The sequence below is a fragment of the Nitrospira sp. T9 genome (assembly GCF_052156535.1).
GTDB lineage: Bacteria > Nitrospirota > Nitrospiria > Nitrospirales > UBA8639 > Nitrospira_E.
The window spans coordinates 100376-125537 of record NZ_JBQKUP010000034.1; the positions used below are offsets into that span (position 1 = coordinate 100376).

Genomic DNA, 25162 nt, shown 5'->3' on the forward strand with positions numbered 1-25162 from the left:
ATGTTTTTAAATAGTCCCCTGATTTTTATTATTTTCCTCATTCAACCACATACCCCCTCGTCCCCTTCAACTATTATGAGCATTGGTGCATTCGGTATGTGCCGAGTTTTTATTTGGCCTTTGGCGTGGCCGAGCCGTGCAGCCGAGTCCGGAAAGACGGGGGCGCATTGTCTGAGCCCTTCGAGAAGACTCAGGAAAGGCTCCGCGAGTTTGCGCCACCGCCGGAGTCGGCGAACCGCACAGGGGCCCCGAAGGGCCACGCCAGGGCCAACATGGTTTTAGGTACTTTTGCCGTAACAAAAGGCCTGTCCTGAGCCAAGCCGAAGGAACCTCGTGCGCCGGGGCGAAATCCGGATAATTTCAAAAAAATTTGTCCTCTTCTCAAGGACCAACTCAGCGTCGCGTTCAGGACTTTGATATGATACGGTTTCGCCTTTGGACTTTTTCAGATTTTCAGGTGTAATTTCATGGCCAGACATCTTCACATTGATGCATTTTCAGGAGTCAGCGGGGACATGTTTTTGGGTGCCCTCGTAGATACCGGTTTACCCTTGCCTGCTCTTGAAAAAGGCCTCAAAGCCCTAGGCATCAAAGGCTATCGGCTCCGCGAACAGCAGGTGATCCGCAACAGCATCCGGGCTACCAAAGTGGATGTGGATATTCACAAAGGGTTCACCAAACCCCTGTCCCTCTCCGCTATTCGAAAGACGTTAGGAAATAGCCGCCTGCCGGAGGCCATTCGCACGCAAGCCCTTCACACCTTCCAACTGCTGGCTGAAGCCGAAGGCAGGGTGCATGGGAAAGAACCGAATAAAGTACATTTTCATGAGGTGGGCGTGATCGATTCGCTGGTAGATATTGTCGGAACCCTGCTGGGGTTCGCACATCTGAACATCACAACGGTGTCCTTTTCACCTATCAATCTGGGAGCCGGTACTATTTCCACAGCACATGGACTACTTCCGGTGCCGGGACCGGCAGTGGCGCACATGGCCCAGGGCATTCCCATCCTCTCCAATGGACCGGCCATTGAATTCACAACACCGACCGGTATCGCCTTGGTTAAAACTCTCTCCCAAGATTGTAAACCGCTCCCACCCTTAACGCCACAAACCGTGGGGTATGGCGCAGGCACGGCCGATCCTCATGGCTGGCCTAATGTGTTGCGTGTATTCGTTGGCATTCAAGATTCTGACTCTTTGAATCACACCGAACGCATCATTCAGCTTGAGACGAACATTGATGATATGAATCCGCAATTGTATGAGTTGATCATGGAGCGCCTGTTCGAGGCTGGAGCGCTTGATGTCACCTTGACCCCAACCATCATGAAACGGAGTCGGCCCGGCACGATTGTGACAGTCATCGCGTTCTCACAGGATCTTCAGGCCCTGCAGTCATTACTATTTTCCGAAACCTCGACGCTGGGAATACGGATCCAGGAAATGGACCGAGCCATTCTGCCTCGCTCCTTCCAAACAATTAGACTGTTGGGGGGGTCTGTCCGCATGAAGATTGCCGGTCTTGGACAGGGCCGTTCTAAGGTCACTCCCGAGTATCGGGATTGTGTCGCCTTGGCTGAGCGCACCAAGCAGCCAGTGCAAACAATTATCGACCTCGCACGCCGGACGTATGTCAGCTCGAAAGCCCCATCCACGCGCAAAACTTCTCCTGCCAAATTGGCACAGCGCAAGTAATCCATTCATGGCTTCCACGCAACCGACCAAACCGCTTCTGGCGATTACGATGGGCGATCCTGCCGGGATCGGACCGGAAATTATTGTGAAGACTCTTCAGTTGCCGAAAATCCGGCGAGTTTGTCAGCCCCTGGTCATCGGTAGCCGGAAAATCCTGGAATACACCGCGCAATCCTTGGGGGCCTCATTGGTTCTTGTGCCGGTGAGCGGGCACGAATCATCCTCCGATTCTCGAATGTTCCGTCTGGGCTCTCTCCCGGTCTTGGACCCCTTTTCCGGATCAATCCGTCCGGTCAGGCTTGGGCGTGTCACGGCACGGTCCGGGGATATGGCAGTCACGTGCATTCAAACGGCCGTCCGGTTAGCCCAGGCCGGTTGCGTGCAGGGCATCGTGACGGCGCCCATTAATAAACATGCGATGCATTTAGCGGGGCACACGTACCCTGGCCACACCGAAATGTTAGCGGACCTAACGAACGCAAAAGAGTCGGGGATGATGATAGTCGGGGGTCCCTTGAAAATATTATTTGCGACCACCCACCTGGCTCTCCGTGATGTCCCGAACGTGTTGACCTCTACCACAATTCTCCGGGCCATTCGATTGGCTCATCAGGGTCTCACCCGCTTGTTCCACATTCAGAAACCGCGCATCGGCGTGGCGGGTCTCAACCCCCATGCCGGCGAGAATGGCCTGTTTGGCGACGAGGAAAGCCGTATTATTCAACCCGCCATTCGGCAAGCTAAAAAGCAGGGCATTGCCTGCACGGGTCCTCATCCTGCCGATACCTTGTTCGGCAAGGCGGTCCGAGGATCATTTGACGGCATTGTCGCCTTGTATCATGACCAGGGATTGATTCCGCTCAAAACGGTGGCCTTCGGCCATTGCGTGAACATCACGGTGGGTCTACCGATCATTCGCACGTCTGTTGACCACGGCACGGCCTATGACATTGCCGGGCAAGGCAAGGCTGATCCCATGAGCCTTGTTGAGGCCATTGAAATGGCTGCCAAATTGGCCACACACTCCCCATGATTGGCAAGGCGTGAAGATGGGAGCGCGAAAACCGACATCCTCTGCCAAACCACCCGTTTCTTCGACTGGTCGCTCCTGGAGTGCGAGAAAGATCGCTGCCGATGCCTTGCAGACAATTGAACGCACCCGGGCTTTCAGCGATGACGTGTTCGATCACATCACTAAAGACCTCGTGGTCAGCGCCCGTGATCGGCACCTGGCGTTTGAGCTGGTCTATGGAGTGTTACGGCATTACCTCACCCTGGATTGGCGATTAGATCAGGTTTCCCGCAAGCCCATGATCCGCCTGCCGCTGACGGTCGCCACGACGCTACGGGTGGCTGCCTACCAACTGCTCTATCTCGATCGTATTCCGGCTTCCGCCGCGGTGAATGAAGCCGTTCAGCTGATCCGGAAACAACCCGGCCACAATTGGTCCGGTTTCGTGAATGCCGTATTGCGCAATCTACTCCGGCAACCTGTTCCGCCCATGCCCGATCCGGCAGTCGATGCCACCCAGGCCCTTTCCATTCGATATGCGTGTCCGCCCTGGTTAGTTGAGCGCTGGCGACAATCCTTCGGACTCACACAAGCGGAACACCTTTGCCAACAGTCTATCGGCATTCCGCCGTTAACGATTCGAACGAATACTCTTCAGTGTTCCCGTTCCCAATTGCTTGGCCGCCTCCAATCGGAAGAAATACTTGCACAGGAAACCACCGTGAGCCCCGTCGGTTTGATTTTGAACAAATGTGGCAGTCCTGGAGAACTGTCCGCCTTGCAAGACGGTTGGTGTTATGTGGAGGACGAAGCCGCCCAACTCATTCCCTTGCTCCTTGACCCTCAGCCCGGCAATCGGGTTCTTGATGCCTGTGCGGCTCCCGGAGGAAAAACCACACACCTGGCTCAATTGATGAAAAACCAAGGAACCATCGTTGCACTTGATCGTCATCAGGGACGGTTAGATCGGCTCATTTCAAATTGTGCCAGGCTGGAAATTTCCATTGTTCAGGTTGTTCACCATGATTTGACTGCAACATCCGGACACGACAGGACAAACCATGTCTCAACGACCGATCTCACGGTTCCTGGCGTGCTGACCCAACCGTTTGACCGCATTCTGCTTGATGCCCCCTGTTCTGCTCTGGGTATTCTTCGCCGACACCCGGAAGGAAAATTAATAAAATCGCTATCGACCATCCAACAGGCCAAGGCTCTTCAACGTGAGATTCTGGATCGGGTCTCTGACCTCTTGAGACCAGGGGGAATCTTGGTCTATAGTGCCTGCTCAGTCGAACCGGAGGAGACCACAGAGATTATCTCCGGATTTTGTCAGGAACATCCTGAATTTTGTCAGGAATCCGTCACACCTTGGGTGCCCGCTGCCGGGCAATCACTCATTACGGCCATGGGGCATTTGTGTACGGCCTTTCAGACCTTGAACATGGACGGATTTTTTGCGTGCCGGTTGAAAAAATCTGAATAACAATGCCAGTCACACCTTTAATCTCTCCTTCAATCCTTTCTGCTGACTTTGCCCGGCTCGCGGAAGCCGTCCAGATGGTGGAAGCAGCCGGTGCGGATTGGATCCATGTGGATGTCATGGATGGCCATTTTGTTCCCAATTTGACGGTTGGTCCGCCCATGGTTGAAGCGCTTCGCAAGGTGACCTCCTTGCCATTAGATGTTCATCTGATGATGACCAACCCGGATGATTTTATCTCTGAATTCGTCGATGCCGGAGCCGACCTGTTGACCGTGCATGTCGAAGCCTGCCCACATTTACACCGCACGGTGCAGTCTATTAAGGAACGACAAGTCAAAGCCGGAGTGTCCTTGAATCCCGCGACGTCCGTCACTTCCCTTGAGGAAATTCTTGGTGAGGTGGATTTAGTCCTGGTGATGTCGGTGAATCCCGGATTTGGAGGCCAACAATTTATCTCCTCCAGCCTGGATAAGATCCGGCGGATCCGGACCATGATGAATAATTCCCGCAGTTCGGCCCATTTGGAAGTGGATGGGGGAATCAACCCGACCAACGTGGCTTCGGTGATTCAGGCCGGTGCGAATGTTCTGGTTGCCGGTTCCGCCATTTTCGGCAGCAAGAATATTCCTGAAACCATTCGGCAGATGCGAACTGCGGCTCAGACCGTGATTGTCTAATCGGGCACATGAATTCCCCAAATAATACCGACAGCCTTCATCCTCTCGAAATTCAGGTCCTCCGTGAACTGGGAAAATATCCTCAGCCACTTTCAGACCTTCAACTTGCCAACCAAACGGAGCTAGCCCCTTCACAAGTCAGTATGGCGGTCGGGTGGCTGCTTACGAAACAACTGGTGAGCCTGTCGTCCGAAACCACGACGACCTATGTCTCCCTCACCTCGGTCGGTGCCCAATACCACCAGCCGAACTCTTCTCCACTTGAGTGGATTCTTCAGACGGTAAAGAGTGCCGCTCATGACGGCTCTTCACCTACCGTGAAGGACCTTCAAGGTACGGGGAAATTCCAACCCTCCGAGCTAAGCCGGGCGATCGGGATTCTCAAGAAAGAAGGCGTCCTTCAGATGGGTGCAGGGGGAGTGCTGGAAATAACCAGCAAGGACAGTGACACCGTGCGGGACTTGCGAAGCCTGCTTAATCAGGTTCAGGAAGGTGCACGACCCCTGGATTCGTTTGCCTCCGATCACCAGACATTGCTTCGCCAATACGCTGTCAAACGCGGCAATACGCAAGAACCCTTTCGCGTCGATGATCATACCGAACGGACCTACGTCCTGACAGATGAGGGCCGGAATCTTCTGCCTCATTTACGGGAAGGGGCCGCTCAAGAAATTTCTCAATTAACCCCGGAACTCTTAAAAGACGGGTCCTGGCGTCACGTATCCTTTCGCAAATACTCCATCAACCTTCGCCCTCCTCGCCTGGCGGTCGGCAGACGGCATTCCTATCGGGAATTTCTGGATACCGTAAAGTACAAGCTCACGAGCATGGGGTTTCGGGAAATGCGTGGCGAACTCATTGAGACGGAATTTTGGGATATGGACGCGCTTTTCATGCCTCAATTCCATCCTGCTCGTGCCATCCATGATGTATATTTTGTCAAAAATCCCAAGATGGCTAAGAAAATTCAAGAGCCATTTCTCAGCCAGGTAGCCCAAGTCCACCGGGATGGGGGAACGAGCGGATCGAAAGGGTGGAAATACGAGTATGACCCTGAGCGGGCGAAGCGGTTGGTCCTCCGCAGCCAAGGCACCGCCGTTTCCGCTCGGACATTGGCAAAAAATCCGCCGGTTCCCGGTAAATTTTTTTCTATCGCCCGGTGTTTTCGTTATGACAATGTCGATGCCACGCATGCCACGGACTTTTTTCAGGTGGAAGGGATTGTGCTTGGCTCTGATATCAATTTTCGAACACTCTTGGGACTCCTGCAATTGTTCGCCACGGAAATGGCACAAGCCAAAGAGATTCGATTTTTTCCGGCTTATTTCCCATTTACCGAACCCTCGGTGGAATTGCATGTCCGTCATCCCAAACTTGGATGGATGGAATTGGGGGGCGCCGGCCTTTTACGCTCTGAAGTCACCATACCGTTAGGAGTGACGGTTCCAGTTATTGCATGGGGACTCGGGTTGGATCGAATGGCCATGATCGCCCTTGGGATACAAGATATTCGCGATTTATTCACTTCCGATCTAGAAGCGGTTCGCAATATGCGCCGTCATTTTTAGCTACGCCCCATGCCAACCATTTCCATTTTCCAAAAAGATTTCTGTCGACTTGTCGGTCGTGATGCCTCCATATCCGACATTGAACAATGGATGCCCTATGTGAAAGGGGAGGTAAAAGACGTCTCACAGGAGACTGGTGAAGTGCGCGTAGAACTTCAGGATACCAACCGTCCTGATTTATGGTGTGTGGAAGGGATTGCCCGACAAATTCGATCGGTGCTGAATAAAGGGATGCCCCCTTACTCCTTTTTTTCGGAAAAGAGGGGCGCAAAACGTCGGATTCAAGTGGCCCAGGGCATGGAAGCCGTTCGACCGTATGTCGCGGGTTGCGTCTCGTTGGGATATGCCATGACGCCGGATGGCCTCGACCAGTGTATTCAAACTCAGGAAAAACTAGCCGACGCTTTTGGACGAAAACGTGAAACCGTATCCATAGGCCTCTATCGTGCCTCCGCCATTGCCTTTCCCGTCACGTATGGCCTCGTGAAACCGGATGAGATTCGATTTACGCCATTGGGATTTGAGGAAAAAATGACCCCACAGGAAATCCTCACCGTCCATCCCAAGGGTCTGGAATATGGATCAATTCTCGCTGGATGTGAACGGTTGCCGCTTCTTTGGGATTCAGATGGACAGGTGTTGTCATTTCCTCCCATTATCAACAGTCGGGAGCTTGGTGAAGTGCAGTTAGGAGACACGGACTTACTCGTGGAAGTCACCGGAACCGATTTAAGTATGGTTGTCTTGGCCTTGAACATTTTTGCCTGCAATTTAGCCGATCGTGGGGCCACCATTGAATCACTGGACATTAACTATCCCTACAAAACGGAATTCGGCGCGACTATTAAAACCCCGCTGGGCATGAATCAATCCCAACGAATTTCCATGGAAGCAATTGAACAGGCCTTTGGAATGCCGCTCGGTTCGGAGGCTATTCAGGAGGCCCTTGCCTCTTATGGATACCAGGTGAAAGCCACCAGGCAGACTGTATCCGTCACCTTACCCGCTTTTCGAAACGATTTCATGCATGTGATGGATGTTGCGGAGGATGTGGCCATTACCCGAGGCTACGAATCGTTTTCTCCTATCATGCCACAGACCTTCACCGTTGGAAGTCTCTCCATAGAAGAACAAACCAGCGATCGCGTGCGGGATCTTCTGGTCGGATTTGGATTTCAGGAAATTTTTTCCAATATCATGGCTTCCCATCAGGAGTTGGTGGACAGAATGCGGATTACTGACACTGAATATGCACGACTGGTAGAAGTGGACAACGTCATGTCCCAAACCTATGCCTGTCTGAGACCTTCTATTTTACCATGTCTGCTTAGAGTGGAAGCTCTATCACCTCGTGCGTTTTATCCCCATCTACTTTTTGAGGTTGGAGAAACGGCTCAACTGGATTTGGAGGCCAATGTGGGTTCTCGTACGACCCTGTCCATTGCCGCCATTAGCGCCAATTCGGGAGCGAATTTTTCAGAAATTCATAGCTATCTGGATTTATTGATGTATTACATGGCGTGGCCCTACGAACTGGAGCCAGTCACTCATCCCTCATTTTTAGAGGGACGAGTTGGCCGAATCCGTTGTGAGGGGTATGCGGTGGGATATATCGGAGAGTTTCACCCGGAAGTACTCGAAGCCTGGCAAATCGATATGCCAACCTCCGGGTTTGAATTCGAGATCAGAAAGCCGGAAGCTTAGGCAGCGACGGGTTGTCCGTCTCCCTTGGTGAGGGACACAAGATGTGAAAAGCCTTGAGGATCGTGAATCGCCATTTCTGAAAGCATTTTTCGATTTAATAACACATTGGCTTTCTTTAGCGCATTCATGAACTGACTATAGGTGACTCCTTGTGCGCGAACAGCCGCACTGATCCGGGTGACCCAGAGCTGCCGGAAATGACGTTTTCTCTGTTTTCGTCCGGTGTACGCATACGCTTGCCCCTTATCAACTGATTCGGTGGCAGTCCGGAAAAGTTTACTTTTTCCTCCATATTGGCCACTCGCCAGTTTGAGCCGCTTTTTCCGGCGCTGCCGAGTTTGTGGCCCACCTTTTACCCTTGGCATGACACGTTCTCCTTAATTATTGAAATGTTACTTATAGGGGAGTAATCGAGACAATGAAGTGCGGTCTTCTTTTCTGACCTCTGCTGCACCGCTTAGTCTGGATTTTACTCCTGGTGCCTTGGAAGTGAGGATATGACGCATTCCGGCCTTCCGCCGCATCCACTTGCCAGAGCCGGATCGTTTAAATCGCTTACTGGCTCCTGAGTGATTTTTTAATTTCATTTTTGCCATTTCTTATTTTCCTTTATCAACGACCGGCAAATTGCCGGCTTTTCCTCAACTTAGCCAATTATTTTGGAGCAACCACCATGTAAAGATTCCGGCCTTCCATTCTAGGAGGGCTTTCAATATTTCCTGCGCCCTTTAACTCCTCAATAACCTTCTGAATCGCTTTGAACCCAAGCTCTTGATTGGCCATTTCTCGACCGCGGAACATAACCGTAACTTTGGTCTTATTCCCTTCTTCCAGGAAGTCCCGTATTTGCCGGACCTTCGTCTCCATATCGTGCTTGTCTGTCCGAGGCCGAAATTTAACTTCCTTAACCTGGGTGGATTTCTGGTTAAGTCGCATGCGATGTTCTTTTTTGCTCTGTTCATACTTAAATTTCCCATAATCCATAATACGGCAGACCGGAGGGTCCGCGGTAGGAGCCACTTCCACCAAATCATATCCAATTTCCCTCGCCTGCCGAATCGCTTCAGATGTCTTCAGGATTCCAAGTTGTTCACCTTCAGCACCAATAACCCGGACTTCAGGATTTTTGATGAAATGATTAATACGTTGTTTGGGTGTCACCGGACGAGTCATTCGAAAAGTAAAGAACCCTTCTTAACAGCCTCGGGCATGTCTTCCCGAATCAGCGTCACCAAATCGATAATAGGCATCGTTCCCAAATTTTTCCCGTTCCTTTGTCGTACTGCAACCATCTTTGCTTCAGCTTCCCGATCCCCCACGATAATCATGAAAGGAATCTTTGCCTTTTCAGCCTCACGGATTTTAAGGCCAATCTTTTCATTTCGCAAGTCTAAGCCAACGCGACAGCCTTCCTGACGAAGATTTTTTTCAACCTCTTGAGCATACCCTTGATGTTTTTCTGAAATTGGGAGGACCGTAACCTGAACAGGGGCCAACCAGGCCGGAAAGGCACCCCCAAAATGCTCCAGGAGAATCCCGAAAAATCGCTCAATCGATCCTAATAAAGCCCGGTGAATCATGATGGGTTGATGGGTTTTACCATCATCACCCACATAGGTCAGGCCAAACCTCTCTGGATTATTGAAATCAATCTGAACCGTTGAGCATTGCCAGGATCGGCCTAAGGCATCCTGTATTTTGACATCAATTTTAGGCCCATAAAAGACCCCTTCACCCGGATCTTCCTGATAGGTATAGCCTCCGTTTTTCAGTGCAGTTTCCAGCGCCAACGTCGCTTGATCCCATTGATTGATCGTCCCCACAGCCTTTTCGGGCCGAGTGGAAAGAAACATCTTGAATTCCGTAAATCCAAAAGTCCCCAGCATACTCGTAATAAATTTCAGGACCTTTTGGACCTCTTCACCCAACTGGTCAGGGCGGCAGAATAAATGAGCATCATCCTGGGTAAATCCCCGAACCCGCATTAGGCCATGCAGGACTCCGGAACGTTCGTACCGGTAGACCGTTCCCAACTCCCCGTAGCGGATAGGCAAATCACGATAACTACGTAAATGTGATTTATACACCATGATATGAAACGGGCAATTCATGGGCTTTAGCTGATATTCACTGGACTCGACAGGCATGGAGGCGAACATATTTTCTTTGTAGAAGTCCACATGCCCGCTGGTTTTCCATAAATCCAACCGCGCAACATGCGGCGAATAAACCAACTCATATTGATTGGCTAAATGTTGTTCCCGCCAAAAATTTTCAATCAGCAGACGGATTTGTGCCCCTTTGGGGTGCCATAAAATAAGACCGGGTCCGGTTTCGTCCTGAATACTAAATAAATCGAGGTCTTTCCCAAGCTTTCTATGGTCACGGCGTTTGATCTCCTCTAAATTATCCAAGTGAGCCTGCAAAGCTTCTTTTGAGGGAAAGGACGTGCCATAAAGCCGCTGCAACATGGGATTTCGTTCATCCCCTCGCCAATAGGCTCCTGCACTATTCAGAAGCTTAAAGGCTTTGACATAGCCCGTGGCCGGCAGATGGGGACCACGACAGAGATCGACGAAGTCCCCCTGGGTATAGGCAGACACCGGTTCTCCATCAGGAAACCCTTGAATGAGCTCTACCTTATAGAATTCACCACGATTTTTAAAAAATTCAATGGCCTCTTCCTTGGAGAACTCACGTCTTGAAACCGAAAGATTCCGTTTGATGATTTCCAAAGCCTTGGCTTCGATTTTTTCTAAATCTTCCGGCGTGAACGGGCGCTCAAAGGCAAAGTCATAAAAGAAGCCATCCTCGATGGCCGGACCAATCGTTAATTGGGCGGAAGGAAAGCATTCCTTCACCGCTTGGGCCATAATATGCGTACTACTGTGCCGATAAATTTCTTTTCCTTCTGGGGAATCAAACATCAAGGGCTGCAAGATTGAATCGGTCTCCAGGGAACCCAAGAGGTCAATTTCCACGCCATTGGCCTTCACGGCAAACACCTCAGGTGGCACGGCTCCCTTCAGCTTCTCTAGTGCCGCCTTGGCCGAGATCCCTTTGGGAAGAGCCTGGCTACTTTCGCCTTGCAGTGATACCTGAATAGATTCCATTAGAGTAAAAAAACCTAATAAAAAAGGTTCTACATTCCGTGATGAACGCAAGAAAAGGCACCATTCCCCTCAATTAAGGAAGCTGGATACCTGTCAGGCTTTTTTGGAGAAATATAATGGTAGGCGCGGGCGGTATTGAACCGCCGACCTCTACCGTGTCAAGGTAGCGCTCTCCCCCTGAGCTACGCGCCTATATCTTACCGGCCATATGCTAGACTGCATTGCAGGTCTTGTCAAGAAATGGTTTATTTTTCAAGGGGAAAGAGAAAGACTATTCCAAAGAATCCGATTCGGTCTTCTTGCGTTTTCCGGCAGTAGATTGCTTTAACTGATTGACGGAGATTTGAAATTCTGTAATTTTTTTCCTGAGTGTATTGCGATTAAGGCCAAGAAGACGAGCCGCTTTAATCTGATTGCCATGCGTTTCCCGTAAGGCGAGTTCAATCAATGGCCGTTCAACAGCCCTCATTAAAGTGGGATAGAGGTTTTTCCCTGAGCCGACATTCATCGCTCGAACAAAATCCCCCAATTTTTTTTCCACATAACTGGCCAGGCTCACATCTTTAGGATCGATAGCCCCCTCTTCCGATGGTTGATCTCCCATAACCTGCCGGATCTGATTCATGGTGCTCCAGGCGGGCAAGGGTCCGGCATATATAAAGGTCTTGGACAAATTCAATTGGCCATTCAGTTCCGACAAGGCAGGAAAAAATTTCTTCCCGGACTCATCCAGAATCACGCCGGTAAATTGTTGAGAGCGCATGGCCGCTTCCAGGGAAGAGCAGTCATCCAATACCGTAATGGTGTTCTGAAGGTCAGGACCTTGAACCCGCGACTTGAGATCGGGATCCTGGGTTAACAGTGCAAACCGTATGTGAGAAGAGTTCAAAGACACGTTATTTGGGTCAGGTGAAATGCAAGCGAGGATTATGTCGGAACATTATTTAAAAATCAATTGAGGTCTATCTCCTAGGTTGAGAAGCTCATGCAATTCCCAAAAGTGGACCCACTATCCGTAATGTGCACCAAACCAACACGCCACCAATTGCATCCAACAACAATCCGGCTTGCACCATCCGGAGAATCGGAATCTTTCCCGTTCCATACACAATGGCATTCGGGGGAGTAGAAACCGGCAACACAAATGCCAGACTTGCAGCCATACACGCTCCCAGTACGGGAGGGACAGGAGAAATATTGGCCGTGTGGGCAATGGCGATGAGCACCGGCACAATCATACTGGTGGCTGCAGTATTCGACGCGAGCTCCGTGAGAACCAGAGCCGTAAGAATCGCCACACCCGTTAAACCCCAGACGGACTCGATGCCGAATATCGCCACCATACCCTGGCCAATCGCTTTCGCCAATTCGGTTTCCACCATTAGCTCCCCAAAGGCAATGCCTCCTCCGAATAACAGGATCGTTCCCCAATGAATATTGGCGGCTTCTTTCCATGTTAAGGTAAATTCCCCCTGGCGAAAATTCAAAGGCAGAAGAAACAATAGCCCAGAGGCAAAAATAGGCACCAATTCTTTCGGCAAGTGGGCCTGAACCCATTGCACGACGGGATGATTTCCTTCCAAAAATAATGAGAGTAATGCCGGGAGTAGCCACAACAGGACAGCCAACAGAAACACCGCAAACGTATATTGCTCCCCCCGAGTCCAGGGAAGGGGTGCCGAAATCTTGAGAACAGAAGATCCTTCATGAAAAGACGAGTGAGAAGGGGGAGGATGTAACCAATATATCAGCGTAAACATCACGAGCAGCATGACACCTGACAACGGCAATCCAATCAGCAACCATTGGTCAAATGAAATGGTGAAATGAGCTTGCTGGGCTAACAGACCCACTCCGATTAAATTCGGGGCGGTGCCGACGAGAGTGGCTACTCCCCCAATACCGGCGCCATAAGCCAGACACAGCAAAAACCCGGTGTCGAAGGTTTTCATATTAGGATAGTCCTGCCGAAGCGCCCGTAATACACCAAGCGCAATGGGCAACATGACCGCCGTTGCCGCAGTATTGTTAATCCACATAGACAGGCCGGCAACAGCCAGACTCATAGCCATCATAATTCGAATAGGATTGGAACCCACGCACTTACGTGACAAAAGCCAGTTGCCAAACCGGCGGTCCAACCCATGAACGGAAAGGGCCTCCGAAATAAAAAAACTCCCAATAAACAGGAAGATGATGGGGTGGGCAAAGGCAGAAAACACGGATTGCATGTTTCCTAACCCGGCGACGACGCATAATCCACAGCCCAGCAAAGCGGTAATGGGCAAGGGAATAGGCTCCGTAATCCACATCACCACTACCCAGCTTAAAATTGTGGCCAGAATTCTCGCGGGGTCGGGCAGGGATTCGGGAAGCAGTACAAACATCAACCCGGCAATGAGCGGGGCGGCAAAAAGACCAAATTGATGCGCCGGAATAGCGGTATGGGGACCTGGACCGGATTGGCTCATGCAGCTCTTGGGAATGGACGCGCTCAGCTTAGGAAATCCGGTGAGGCCTGAGACCACGACCGCATATCCTGTTTTCCTCTTTGCCGAAGTGGCTTGTTGGGTAACCTCTCTAGGATTTGGCGTATGCAGCAGGTATCATACAGAAAACGGGATATGTGAGATAGGGACCCCAGGAAAGGATTCAACGATTTCTCCTTATGCAATCAAAAATTCATACCTTGAACAGTCTCTTACAACGAATTTCCGTTCATCAGCAGGCGGGAGAATCCATTGTCTTTACGAATGGGTGTTTTGATTTGCTGCATATCGGACATACGCGATACCTGGCAGAAGCCAAGGAGTTGGGGGATCGATTAGTGGTCGGAGTCAACAGCGATCGTTCAGTCCATCAACTGGATAAGGGGAAGCATCGACCAATCCAAACCGATGCCCAACGGGCAGAAATCATTGCCGCATTAGGTTGCGTAGATTACGTTATACTTTTTGACGAGCCGGATCCCTTGAATCTCATTAAGGCTATCCAACCCAACGTCCTTGTGAAAGGAGGAGATTGGACCTCCGAACGAATTATCGGAAAAGATTTTGTTGAGGAACGGGGAGGATTTGTGCGAACGATTCCACTTGTCTCCGATGTTTCGACCACAACGATTATAGAACGAATTCTCACCACTCATGGAATAAGCCCATCCTGCTAGTCCGCACGTCGAGAACCTTTTTCGTGGTGTATTTCAGATTATGAACGTCCCTTCCGTCTTCCATCATTTTGCAAACCAACTGCGCACGGTCGTTCCAGCGATCCCGGAACAGACGCCCCCGCCCTGTCTGCTGAGTACGCAACAGGCGTGCCTCGCCCTGGCCATGACCCTGTTCACACTTCCTGGGAAAAAGACCGCCGGCACCGACAACCAAACACACCTCATCATCACGCCCACACAAGAACAAGCCGAAGAATTGTATGAAGATTTGGAATTCTTCTTCTCGTTCATCAGGCGGGATCACGAGACACTGGCCTTATTTCCTCCATGGGCCACCATTCCCTATAACCCGGCACTGCCGGCCCACAGCGTAATTTGTCAGCGCGTTCGGTCCCTCCACCGGCTGTCTCGGGGTGAAAGCACCGTCATCGTCAGCTCACTTCCGGCCATCTTGCATAAACTGCTTCCGCCGGAGGTTTTCGCTCAAGCCTGTTTTTCCCTCAAGATAGGCGAGACGTGTGAGCGTGAGGTGCTTCTTCGTTCATTAATCCGGCTAGGGTATGAACGTGGATCGTTGGCTGAAGTCCCCGGCGAGTTCAGCGTACGTGGCGGCATCGTGGATATTTTCTCCACAGCGCAGGACCATCCCGTCCGTGTTGAATTTCTTGGGGATACGGTCGAATCCATCCGGACGTTTGATCCCTCAACTCAAGAATCCATCACCCATCTCAAGGAAACCTGGGTCTTACCCACTCGGGAGTTCATTCCTCCCGATTCCGGCCAACCGGATAGCGCTATTGAACACATTCAGGCAAGCATTGAATGGGATCTTCCCCGGTATTATCCCAAACTTGTCACACTGCTTGAGTACATTCAGACCCCGATCACCGTCTCTTTTTACCGCCCGGTTGATCTGGATGCGGCTGCTGCGCAATTTTGGAATGCGTTGTTAGAAACATGGGAACACCTCCAGCCTGGCCAGGGGGGAGCCTCCGCCCACTCCGACCCCGATCAACTCTATGAAATGTGGGATACCATTAAAACCTATACCAGCATGTGTCCAACGGTGTGGTGGGATAGCGTGGCTCCTGATACCGGCACCATGCCCTGTGTGCCTGTTTCCTTGCAGGCTCAGTCTCCCAGCAGTGTCGGGGTAGGCATTCGCGGGCTTCCCTTTAAGGAAACCCTTTCCAAACTTGACCAATTGCGAGCCGACTCCGAGATCTTTTTTGTCGCTCGCAGTCCGGGACAGGTGGAACGGCTGTTGTCCCTCCTGCATGACCACGGCTTCCCGGCCAACAAGTGGCAACACCCCTTCCCTCAACCAGCCACGGATGCCCGCGCACCCTTTTACTGTCTTGAAGGAGACCTCTCCGCAGGGTTTCTCTCACCCGACGGGCACATCGCGTTCGTCACCGAGGAAGAATTATTTGGGAAGGGCATCCGGCATCGTCCCCACACAAAATCCCCCACCGCCAAATTTTTCTCGTCGTTAGAGGATCTGAAAGAAGGCGATCTCGTCGTCCATCTTCAACATGGAATTGGACGGTATCTGGGTTTGCGCCGGTTGGAGGTGCAGGGCTTTACCAGTGATTATTTGCTCCTGCAATTCGGTGGAACCGATACCCTGTATGTCCCGCTGGACCGCCTGAATCACATCCACCGCTATCGGGGAGCGGAACAACGGTCCCCGCGACTGGACCGCCTGGGAGGCACGGCTTGGGGAAAAACTAAGGCGAAAATCAAAAAGGGCATCGAGGATATGACCGAGGAACTCGTGGAACTCTATGCCAACCGGGAAGTCGCCAGACGGAGCGCGTACCAGGAGGACACGCTCCTGGTCCATGAATTTGAAGCGGGATTTGAATTTGAAGAAACGCCTGACCAACTTCGAGCCATTGAAGAAATAGGACGGGATATGGAATCCCCGAAACCCATGGACCGCCTGGTCTGTGGAGATGTGGGATACGGCAAAACGGAGGTCGCCATGCGTGCCGCCTTTAAGGCGATCCAGGCCAACCGACAGGTGGCCGTCCTGGTTCCCACGACATTGCTGGCTCAACAACATTTTGAAAATTTTTCACTACGGTTTGCCCCGTTCCCGGTCAAAATCGGTATTTTGTCACGCTTTCAATCAGCCAATGAGATCAAAGCGACATTGAAAGATTTGGCTGCCGGCCTGATTGACATTGTAATCGGGACGCACCGGGTCGTGCAGAAAGATGTCGTCTTTAAACAATTGGGATTGGTGATTATCGATGAAGAACAATGGTTTGGTGTTCGCCATAAGGAACGACTGAAGCAACTCCGCACCCAGGTCGATGTGCTCACACTGTCCGCGACCCCTATCCCCCGGACTCTGCAGATGGCCTTTTCAGGAGTGAGAGACTTATCCGTCATTGAGACCGCGCCTCCTGGTCGTTTGGCGGTGGAAACCCAGGTCCTCCGGTTCGATGCGACAGTGGTACGGGAAGCCATTGCCCGTGAACTCGCTCGTGGAGGGCAGGTGTACTATGTACACAATCGAGTGGAAACCATGGAGCAGACGGGTGCCTGGTTACAAGATCTGGTTCCGGAAGCACGGGTATTGATGGCGCATGGCCAAATGAACGAACAATTATTGGAACGGGTGATGTTACGATTTTTTCACCAGGAAGCTGATGTGCTGCTGGCCTCAGCTATCATCCAATCAGGGTTGGATATTCCCAGTGCGAACACCATCCTGGTCGATCGGGCGGATTTATTCGGGCTCTCCCAGCTGTATCAACTTCGCGGACGAGTCGGGCGAAGCGGGCAACAAGCCTTTGCCTACCTCTTCATTCCCAACGAAGAAACCCTGAGTACCGACGCACAAAAACGCATGAATGCCATTCAAGAATTTGCGGAACTTGGCTCCGGGTTTCGTATCGCAGCCGCTGACCTTGAAATCCGGGGAGCGGGAAATTTACTCGGGAAACAACAGTCCGGCAATATCGCCGCCGTCGGGTTGGACCTGTACCTACAAATGGTGGAGCAGGCTGTTCAGCAGCTTAAAGGCCAGGAAGTGGAAGAAGAATGGGAACCCACTCTTCAACTTGATGTTTCGGCCTTCATTCCCGAGGAATATGTGGAAGACGCCTCCCAGCGCCTGGGACTCTACAAACGGTTATCCGGGAGTGACCGGTTAGGGGATTTGGCCTTATTATATGGGGAGACGCTTGACCGGTTTGGATCGCCTCCTGCCGCCATGGAACGACTATTTGAAGTCATGCAAATCAAGGTGTTGGCCAAGGCCCTACAACTCGAGTATGTCGAAGTCCGGGGCGGGCTGATGAACCTTCGGTTTCATGAACGGGCCAAGCTCCCGGAACAGGGGATCCGTGCCTTGATGGACAGATGGAAAGATCGTCTGGACTGCCTTTCTCCTCGTGCCTATCGATTGACTCTCCCAGAGCAGGATTGGGCATCCATGTACCCCAGGGCTAATACGATTTTACAAGAACTCCACCAGTCAATGGCCAAAGAGGAAGTGAGAACGTAACATGACGGGCATGCGTGTATGCCTGAAAGATTGGCCTTTACAAACGCTCACCGTCTGGGTGACGGCGAGCCTTCTCTTCTTTCCCGGGATTAGCGTGAGCCTCACCGACCGGATTATTGCCGTGGTGAATAAAGAGGTGATCACGTGGTCTGATCTTGAAAAAGAATTACGCGATGAGTATAAGCGCCTGAACGCCAAATACCACGGAGAGGAACTGAACCAGCGGTATTTCCAGAAACAACGAGAAGTCCTGAACCACATGATTGATGATCACCTTATGATTCAAGAAGCTCAAGCCAAGGGGCTCTCTGTCACTCAAGACGAAATCGATGAAGCCTTACGGCGAACTCCGCTGCCACCCACTCAAACGGAAGAAGAATTCGGGCATCAAATGCTCCTCAAAAAACTCTTTGACTTTGAGATTCGCCGGAACATTGTCATAGAGGAAGAAGAAATCAGGCGGTACTATGAGGCCAACTCCACCCTTTTTCTCTCACCGCCCCGGTACCGACTCCAGCAAATTCTGTTAGACGGGAAGGAAGGCTATGAACGGGAGAAAGCCAAGAACAAGGCCCAAACCATGTATGCGGCCTGGACACCGAATACGACGCTGGAGGATTTCGCCACCAGGTATTTCGAGCGAATTCATGAATTAGGCTGGGTACAGGAAAACGAATTAGTGGCCCCTCTGAAGGAGGTGGTCAAGGAACTGAAACCGGGACAGATCTCGGCCCCTATTGAAACCCTCCTAGGATTCCACCTTATTCTGTTAGAAGAAATTCAAGAGCCCAAACCGCTCCCGTTTGAAGTCGTGGAACGGGATATCCGTGGGATGCTTACCAAGCAACGATCCGAGGAAGCCTATCGAAATTGGCTTGCCGATATCAAACAAAAAGCCTTCATCGATGTGAAGCTGAAATAGAGGTATTCATTTCATTGCCGTATGGCTCAAGACCTACTCCCATCACCAATCCCTTACATTCTCCATCCTACACCTGGTCTAAGCGCCGATAGGTCTTTTGGGCCAGATTGTAAATCTCAATAAAACCTGCAGACGCATTCTGGTTAAAACTCGCATCCTTATTGAAAGTAGCCAAATTGGCGTCGAATAAGGAATAGGGAGATGTCATCGCCACCACATCAGCTTTTCCTTTAAACAGCTTTACTTTCACCGTTCCCTTCACACGCTGGTTGGCGGAATCCTGAAAGGCATGGATGGCATCCATTGACGGATCAAACCATTTAGCGCCATAACAGGTGTAGGCCCACTTTTCGTCAATGATTTTTTTCAGTTCGTTTAAATCACGGGTATTGACGAGTTTTTCCAGATTAAAATGCGCTTTGATCAGAATTTCCGCTCCCGGAGCTTCATATACGCCACGAACCTTCAAACCCACTAAGCGGTCCTCCGTCAAATGCACAATGCCTACCCCATGCCTTGCCCCTACCGCATTGGCACGTTCAATGACCTGACAAAGGGGCAGATCCTCACCATTGATTGAACAAGGGATTCCTTTGTTGAACCCGACTTCGACAATTTCCGGTTCATCCGGTGCTTGTTCCGGGGGAATACACACCTGCAGAAATTTCCGTAAATCAGGAATGCGGGCGGGATCCTCAATATCCCCTCCCTCATTAGTCGAGCCCCACATATTGTCATCATGCGAATACAGGTACTCTTTAGTTTGTTTAATGGGAATATCGTGTTGTTTGGCATAATCAATCTGTTCATCCCGGCCCATACTCCATTCACGTACGGGCGCGATCACTTTCATTGTGGCATCCAACGTCGTGATGTAATTTTCAAAGCGAACCTGATCATTTCCTTTCCCAGTGGAGCCGTGAGCAATGACCTTGATTCCCCGTTCCTTGGCCACACGAACGGCAATTTCCGAGAGCGTCACGCGGGCAAGGGGAGTCGAGAGGGGATATCCCCCCTGATAATCGGCATTGGCCTTAATTGCCCGGGACAGAATTTTTTCAGCAAATTCTTCCCTGGCGTCAATGACGACCGCCTCCTCGGCACCGAGCTTGATCGCTTTCGATTTTACCGCCTCAAGATCCTCATGTAATTGGCCAACATCGACCGTAAGCGCCACGATAGAACAGGCATACGCTTCCTGAATCCATTTGAGCATAATGGAAGTATCCAGTCCTCCCGAGTAGAGTAAAACACACTTATCAAACGTTCCCTTTTTGGCTTCGTGAGATGCAATTTTCTGATACGTGATTTTTGATTCCATGCCGTGTTCACCTAAAATGAGGTTGTGTACATTTATTGAGCCCTTACCATTTGTTCAAACGTAAGAGCTCACTGTTGAAGGGGATGATAACCTAAGAAGATGAGGGAATTCGATATTAAGCGGTGATATATCGATCGACTACGGCGGCACCAACGGCATCCCCCCAGACATTGACTGCGGTCCGAAACCGATCGATCAACCAGTCAATGGCCAAAAGGAGCCCCAGACCCTCGAGTGGAAGCCCAACTGCCTGAAAGACCACGACCATCGTCACAAGCCCAGCTTCAGGGATCCCTGCCGCGCCAATGGCAGACACCGTCGCCACCACAAACAGGACAATAAGGGCCTCTCCACTTAAGTCTATCCCCCAGGCTTGGGCGATAAACACCGCGGCAACCGCCTCATATAACGCCGATCCATCCATATTGACCGTCGAACCGACTGGAAGGACAAACCGGCTTGATCGACCGCTCACCCCGGCACTTTCGACCCCCTCCATGGTCAGAGGCAAAGTTGCAGACGAACTCGCCGTGGCAAACGCGCTGGTGAGGGCCGCGCCAAGCGCGCGCATATAGGCCAAGGGATAACGTCGACCGGCCACATGCAAAATAAGCCCAAGAACAATTCCTGCGTGGATCGCCAATCCCAGAAGTACGGTAACCGTGAATAACCCTAAACCAACCAACAGCGCGACAATACCGTCAAGTCCACCTGCACTCGCTAAACGCCCTGCTACCAAGCCAAACACGCCAATGGGACCGATCCACATCACAAGGTGAATCAACTTCATGATCGCCCCGAATATCCCTTCAAAAAACTTGAGTACCAAGGTGCCATTTTCACCGACCGTCGTCAGAGCCGCCCCGAATGCCAGAGAAAAAATGACCAATGGCAGCAATTCACCCTGTGAAGCGGACGCGAATAAATTCGGGGAAAGAAATCCCTTTAGGAGATCCAGCCATCCGATGTTCACCGCCGCCGCAACTCCGGCCGGGGCCACCGCTGCGATAATATCGACTCCCACTCCCGGTTCAATGAGACTGACCAGAATCACTCCCAGCACAATTGCCATGCCTGAGGTGATCAAATAGTACGTCACTGTCGCTCCTCCCAATTTACCCAATTGGCGAATGTCACCCAGTGATCCAACCCCCTGGATAATCGAAGCCACAATCAAAGGCACCACAAGCATCCGCAACATCCGGAGCCAGAGTTCACCAAGGACTTCCACATGGCGAGCAGCTTCCGGAGCCAGGGCCCCGAGCACCCCGCCGGCGACCGCACCGGTCACCATGAGCCACACAAGAGGACCATGGCCATTTCCACGATCTACAGAAAGGGGTTGTTTGGTAATGGGACGAACCTGAGGTTAAGGGAAGGAACAGTTACTTAGTTTTTTAGCTAATTTTTGTTGGGGTACCCGGACTCCCCGAGTATTGGGGTTTGCCCGCCTCACAAGGTCATCGGAACTATCGAGGGAAATAATGGGTTCGAGCTTATGATGCAAGTACATGAGCGCCCTGTAGGGGTCCACACCAATTTGCCAACCAAGATCCTGGTCATGTTTAAGTTCTTGAATATAGGCAATGGCTGATGCACTGCTAAACGTCTGTCGTTCCCCAGTCTGCGTCGATTGCCTGACTTGTAAAAAAGACATGTTCCACTCCTTTCAATCTTAACAGCCCAAAGGCTTACAACCAGGTGAAGGCCTGTCCCCATCCTTCCTTCGCATGTGCGGTCACCTCGGCGATGATTTCGGCCGGAACAGCTTGGACGTCCCCTACTTCCATCTGATTATAATGAAACGCATAGATATGTGCGGCAAAATGTTCAAAGGGCAATGACGATTCCCCTGGAATTTCCCAGTGACCGACCACAGACGGCTCAACCCCTCTTCCCCAATTTTGACGGCCCTCGTTGTTGGGATTGAAAAAATAAACACGAACCTTTCCTTCTTCGTCCTCGGCCACACGCTGGATGGAGACGGCATGATATCCTAAAAAAACTCCGTGAACATTGGTAATGAGGAGCCCGACAGGGTTGGGGTATACCAAATCATGACCCCCGTCATACAACGGGTGATGAGTGGCATAAAATAACCGTAAAAAATCTTCGTACCCGGAAACGGTCTGATTAACCATCGTAATGGAAGCCAGGCTGGTCGCCACCCATCGACCGTACAAAGCCGGGTTCACCCATTTGTGTGGGTCCTCACCCCGTAAGGCCGCGCGCCTCATCTTTTCATCGTAAATCCGGTCGAGATGGGGCACCAGAATGCGTGAGACGGGATCGAGCTTCAAATCAAATTTCCCTTCCGCGACTCCTCCGCCAATTTGTCCTGATAAAATCGGCGCTCCCTCAAACATAAACTCAACGGTGTCATCCCGAGCCGCGCTGGTCAGCAATTGGAGCAAATATCCAGGATCATGGAGACTCCAAAGGCTCAGGGCTCGAGCACCCTGACAGGTCGGGTTGTTTCCCTGCCCCACTCCCAACGGCTGCCCCAACATGGCGATGGCACCACCCACAATGGCCGCATTAGCCGTAATGCCGCTCCCCCGAGGCAACTGTTTCTTGATCACTTGTTGGGCAGTAGGACATAAATCAAGATTAAGCAATTTGGTCAGACCATCAGCGACCTCCGGTCGTGCCAGCAGCATCCGCTCCAACATCTGTTGAAATCCATAGATAATCCAACTCGTGGCGGGATGAATCGTCAGGCGCATCAACTCAAAGACCTTTTCCCGATATTGTTCCATATGGGCCTGGGCGACCTCGGTCAAATCCAAGGCAGTCGCCAGGATTCCGGTTGCCTCATGTTTGAGAACATGCTGAAGGAACGCGACATGGTATTCGCTGGACAACCCGGTCAGAGTCAATAATTTTCCAACGACCTTTGCCTCATTTTCTATCTCATGTGGGGTGGCTTTGGCCAAAAGCCTGCCATAGTTGGTGGGAGAGCCCGCTTTCTTGGCCAGTGGGGTGGGAGGTCCTGTGGCCTTGAGGTACCGGTCGAGTCTGGCGGCCAACTTGGGATCAGGATCCCCCTTGATGTTTTCTGCCTGCTCGATCATTTTTAGGGTGAGGCTCACATCAATTGGTCGCTGAGCCACTCGCGCATCGATGTCATCAAGAACCTGTTCCAGCAACCCTTCCGAGGAAATCTCATGCTTAATCATGGCTAATATTCTGTGCGCCCTTGCATAGACCTTCGGACGAAGACGAGACTCCTCGGTCTCACTGCCATACAACAAATCAAGATTAAGCCCCATGACTGTCCGTAAAAAGGTTAGGGCTTGCTCCGCAGAAAATTTCGGGTGCGTCGAGTCACCTGCTGCAATGGCCAACACCCGAAGCTCACTCAGCATCTCCAAAGACGAATACTGCCCTTCGGCACGGAGTCCCCCGCCCACCAACCCCGGCAGAAGCCGGTCGGGGTGTTCCCAGGGTCCGGCATGAAAGACCCCAGCGGAGTCAAAGCGATGGGCCTGTCCTCTCACGAATTGCAGTCCTGCGTCGGTTTCAAACAAATCCGTGGCACGACGAATGACCTCCGGCTGGTATTTGGCCTTCACAAATGGCGGCGCCTGTTCTAAGGCCTCAAGGGCCTGAAGTAAGGCTTGCTCCTGACGGACGGTGGCGGCCTGCAATTCAGTCTGAGGGGAGCCCTCGGGGGAATCACTCATAGAAGTCATACTCCTCATAACGTTGGACGAGCTCACGCAGAGTTTCTGGATCTTCTCCCGCCAGGAAAACGGTTCCATAATGATTACCGAATCCCACCCGCTCTGCCACTTTGGGGGTGACGGGTTCAAACATGGTATGCCGGTCCAAATACGGATGGGCTTCCAATTCTTTAGGAAATTGAAGTTGATGGACGCTGGCTTTCCGGGGATACACCATCAAGTTGGCCGCAAATATTTTATGGTCTTTTTCTTTTGGGAAAAACCGGTCTAATTCTGTTTTGGAGGTATTGGGATCGGAGCATAACAACAGAGCCGCATACGGATTAAACCCATGGGCACGCTGAATGAGTTCGAAAATATGGCCGCCGGGAACACGGGCCGCCACCTCCCCAAAGTGCAACTCCCCCTCCTGGTCCAAGAAATATTCCGGATGAATCATACCATTTACGATGCCAAATGCCTTCAAAAGTTTTTCAATCGCCTTACGAATCTTTGTCCGGTGCTTACTGAGCCTCGGTGTTTCCGGCACGATCTGGGAATAGCCCAAATGCACGTACTCGGTAATATTCATAAATTCGATTTTCCCCTTATGGATAAAGGCTTCGACCGAAAATTCCTGCCCGGCCAAATGGCTTTCGGCCAGACACGGAAAGGCATCGTCGGGAAGGGAATTGATGTCTTCCTGGCTTCGAACAAACACATGGCCCACACTGCCCGCCGCCGACAGAGGTTTCAGATGAACCGGTTCGGGCGCTTCCTCCTGCAAGCGGAGTCTGGCCTCATTGATGTCATCAAAAAACGCGAGAGCTTCCTCCCGAGAGCGAATCTCTTCAAACACCCCGACTCGAATGCCATTCATTTGCGCATTGCGCTTCATCATGGCCTTGTCGCGGAACAGCAGTGCCCGTTGGAAAGCACGCGGATCTTTCAGCAGACGAGTGTTGAGGGACCCGGCCCATTCCACCGTTTCTTCATACAACGGCACCGCATGGCTCACTCCCCGCTCCACCAATTTTTCATAGAGTCGGTCGGAGTTGTGGTTGTGGACATAAAAGTCCCAGGTCACCACATCAACCCCATCCTCTTTCAATGCGATATCAAAACCCTCCGGAACCACCGCGACGAAGGGAATGTTGTGGTCCTTTGCGGCTTCCATCGTTTCCAGGCTATAGCCGAGCAGAGCCACCGGCGCCCTCTTTCCTCCCCGGGCTTTTTTGACCACTGGTGCGTTCTTTTCCATGCAGACCTCCTTTAGTGGGGGACATATCGAATAAACTCCTCCATCCTGTC

The 25162-nt window shown here is 51.5% G+C and carries 20 protein-coding genes and 1 tRNA gene; 9 read left to right on the forward strand and 12 right to left on the reverse strand.

All coding sequences use genetic code 11. From position 1 onward, the window contains the following. Positions 1 to 467 precede the first annotated feature (467 nt). Genes larC through pheT form a run of 6 tightly spaced genes read left to right on the forward strand, consistent with a single transcriptional unit; the run spans position 468 to position 8144 of the window. On the forward strand, positions 468 to 1697 hold the full coding sequence (gene larC / locus ACTRXD_RS09050) for a nickel pincer cofactor biosynthesis protein LarC (protein WP_442431493.1): 1230 nt from the start codon (positions 468 to 470) through the stop codon (positions 1695 to 1697). A gap of 7 nt (positions 1698 to 1704) precedes the next feature. Continuing rightward, on the forward strand, positions 1705 to 2730 hold the full coding sequence (gene pdxA, locus ACTRXD_RS09055) for a 4-hydroxythreonine-4-phosphate dehydrogenase PdxA (RefSeq protein ID WP_442431494.1): 1026 nt from the start codon (positions 1705 to 1707) through the stop codon (positions 2728 to 2730). A 16-nt stretch (positions 2731 to 2746) separates the two neighbouring features. Next, a complete protein-coding gene (gene rsmB, locus ACTRXD_RS09060) occupies positions 2747 to 4195 on the forward strand; it encodes a 16S rRNA (cytosine(967)-C(5))-methyltransferase RsmB (protein ID WP_442431495.1) in 1449 nt (482 codons plus the stop codon). A 2-nt stretch (positions 4196 to 4197) separates the two neighbouring features. Beyond that, positions 4198 to 4872, forward strand: a complete 675-nt coding sequence (rpe, locus tag ACTRXD_RS09065; RefSeq protein WP_442431496.1) for a ribulose-phosphate 3-epimerase — start codon at positions 4198 to 4200, stop codon at positions 4870 to 4872. Positions 4873 to 4880: 8 nt separating this feature from the next. Next, positions 4881 to 6440 (forward strand): phenylalanine--tRNA ligase subunit alpha, encoded by a 1560-nt coding sequence (gene pheS / locus ACTRXD_RS09070; RefSeq protein WP_442431497.1) that lies wholly within the window; start codon positions 4881 to 4883, stop codon positions 6438 to 6440. A 9-nt stretch (positions 6441 to 6449) separates the two neighbouring features. After that, the gene (gene pheT / locus ACTRXD_RS09075) at positions 6450 to 8144 is read left to right on the forward strand and encodes a phenylalanine--tRNA ligase subunit beta (protein ID WP_442431498.1); all 1695 of its coding nucleotides are present in this window, start codon (positions 6450 to 6452) and stop codon (positions 8142 to 8144) included. Here pheT and rplT read toward each other — a convergent pair. From rplT to ACTRXD_RS09110, 7 genes are all read right to left on the reverse strand, one after another. Continuing rightward, positions 8141 to 8509, reverse strand: coding sequence for a 50S ribosomal protein L20 (gene rplT, locus ACTRXD_RS09080; RefSeq protein ID WP_442431499.1), 369 nt, complete (start codon positions 8507 to 8509; stop codon positions 8141 to 8143). The genes pheT and rplT overlap by 4 nt on opposite strands. A gap of 27 nt (positions 8510 to 8536) precedes the next feature. After that, entirely contained in the window at positions 8537 to 8731 is a 195-nt protein-coding gene (rpmI, locus tag ACTRXD_RS09085; protein ID WP_376753602.1) for a 50S ribosomal protein L35, read from the reverse strand. A gap of 67 nt (positions 8732 to 8798) precedes the next feature. Further along, the gene (gene infC, locus ACTRXD_RS09090; protein WP_376753393.1) at positions 8799 to 9317 is read right to left on the reverse strand and encodes a translation initiation factor IF-3; all 519 of its coding nucleotides are present in this window, start codon (positions 9315 to 9317) and stop codon (positions 8799 to 8801) included. Beyond that, the gene (gene thrS / locus ACTRXD_RS09095; protein WP_442431500.1) at positions 9314 to 11257 is read right to left on the reverse strand and encodes a threonine--tRNA ligase; all 1944 of its coding nucleotides are present in this window, start codon (positions 11255 to 11257) and stop codon (positions 9314 to 9316) included. The genes infC and thrS overlap by 4 nt, the downstream gene beginning before the upstream one ends. Before the next feature lie 117 nt (positions 11258 to 11374). After that, a tRNA-Val gene (locus ACTRXD_RS09100) sits at positions 11375 to 11449 on the reverse strand. Positions 11450 to 11528: 79 nt separating this feature from the next. Continuing rightward, complete coding sequence (locus ACTRXD_RS09105) at positions 11529 to 12146, reverse strand: helix-turn-helix domain-containing protein (protein ID WP_442431501.1); 618 nt, start codon at positions 12144 to 12146, stop codon at positions 11529 to 11531. A gap of 94 nt (positions 12147 to 12240) precedes the next feature. Next, positions 12241 to 13785 carry an SLC13 family permease gene (locus tag ACTRXD_RS09110; protein ID WP_442431502.1) on the reverse strand — a complete coding sequence of 515 codons (1545 nt, stop codon included), beginning with the start codon at positions 13783 to 13785 and terminating at the stop codon, positions 12241 to 12243. A gap of 140 nt (positions 13786 to 13925) precedes the next feature. On the opposite strand from ACTRXD_RS09110, the gene rfaE2 reads away from it, so the two are divergent. From rfaE2 to ACTRXD_RS09125, 3 genes are read left to right on the forward strand one after another with little or no spacing between them, the layout of a single operon-like run. Further along, positions 13926 to 14423: a D-glycero-beta-D-manno-heptose 1-phosphate adenylyltransferase gene (gene rfaE2, locus ACTRXD_RS09115; protein ID WP_442431503.1), complete on the forward strand. Its 498-nt coding sequence runs from the start codon at positions 13926 to 13928 to the stop codon at positions 14421 to 14423. A 40-nt stretch (positions 14424 to 14463) separates the two neighbouring features. Then, complete coding sequence (gene mfd / locus ACTRXD_RS09120; protein WP_442431504.1) at positions 14464 to 17943, forward strand: transcription-repair coupling factor; 3480 nt, start codon at positions 14464 to 14466, stop codon at positions 17941 to 17943. Between the two features lies 1 nt (position 17944). Next, a complete protein-coding gene (locus tag ACTRXD_RS09125; RefSeq protein ID WP_442431505.1) occupies positions 17945 to 18865 on the forward strand; it encodes a peptidylprolyl isomerase in 921 nt (306 codons plus the stop codon). 67 nt (positions 18866 to 18932) lie between these two features. Here ACTRXD_RS09125 and ACTRXD_RS09130 read toward each other — a convergent pair whose 3' ends face one another. From ACTRXD_RS09130 to ACTRXD_RS09150, 5 genes are all read right to left on the reverse strand, one after another. After that, entirely contained in the window at positions 18933 to 20186 is a 1254-nt protein-coding gene (locus tag ACTRXD_RS09130) for an argininosuccinate synthase (protein WP_442431506.1), read from the reverse strand. 115 nt (positions 20187 to 20301) lie between these two features. Continuing rightward, on the reverse strand, positions 20302 to 21480 hold the full coding sequence (locus ACTRXD_RS09135; protein ID WP_442431507.1) for a dicarboxylate/amino acid:cation symporter: 1179 nt from the start codon (positions 21478 to 21480) through the stop codon (positions 20302 to 20304). A 75-nt stretch (positions 21481 to 21555) separates the two neighbouring features. Beyond that, positions 21556 to 21843: a hypothetical protein gene (locus tag ACTRXD_RS09140; protein ID WP_442431508.1), complete on the reverse strand. Its 288-nt coding sequence runs from the start codon at positions 21841 to 21843 to the stop codon at positions 21556 to 21558. A 34-nt stretch (positions 21844 to 21877) separates the two neighbouring features. Then, the gene (locus tag ACTRXD_RS09145) at positions 21878 to 23872 is read right to left on the reverse strand and encodes a hypothetical protein (RefSeq protein WP_442431509.1); all 1995 of its coding nucleotides are present in this window, start codon (positions 23870 to 23872) and stop codon (positions 21878 to 21880) included. After that, complete coding sequence (locus ACTRXD_RS09150; protein WP_442431510.1) at positions 23865 to 25112, reverse strand: ATP-grasp domain-containing protein; 1248 nt, start codon at positions 25110 to 25112, stop codon at positions 23865 to 23867. The genes ACTRXD_RS09145 and ACTRXD_RS09150 overlap by 8 nt, the downstream gene beginning before the upstream one ends. Between the last annotated feature and the right edge of the window lie 50 nt (positions 25113 to 25162).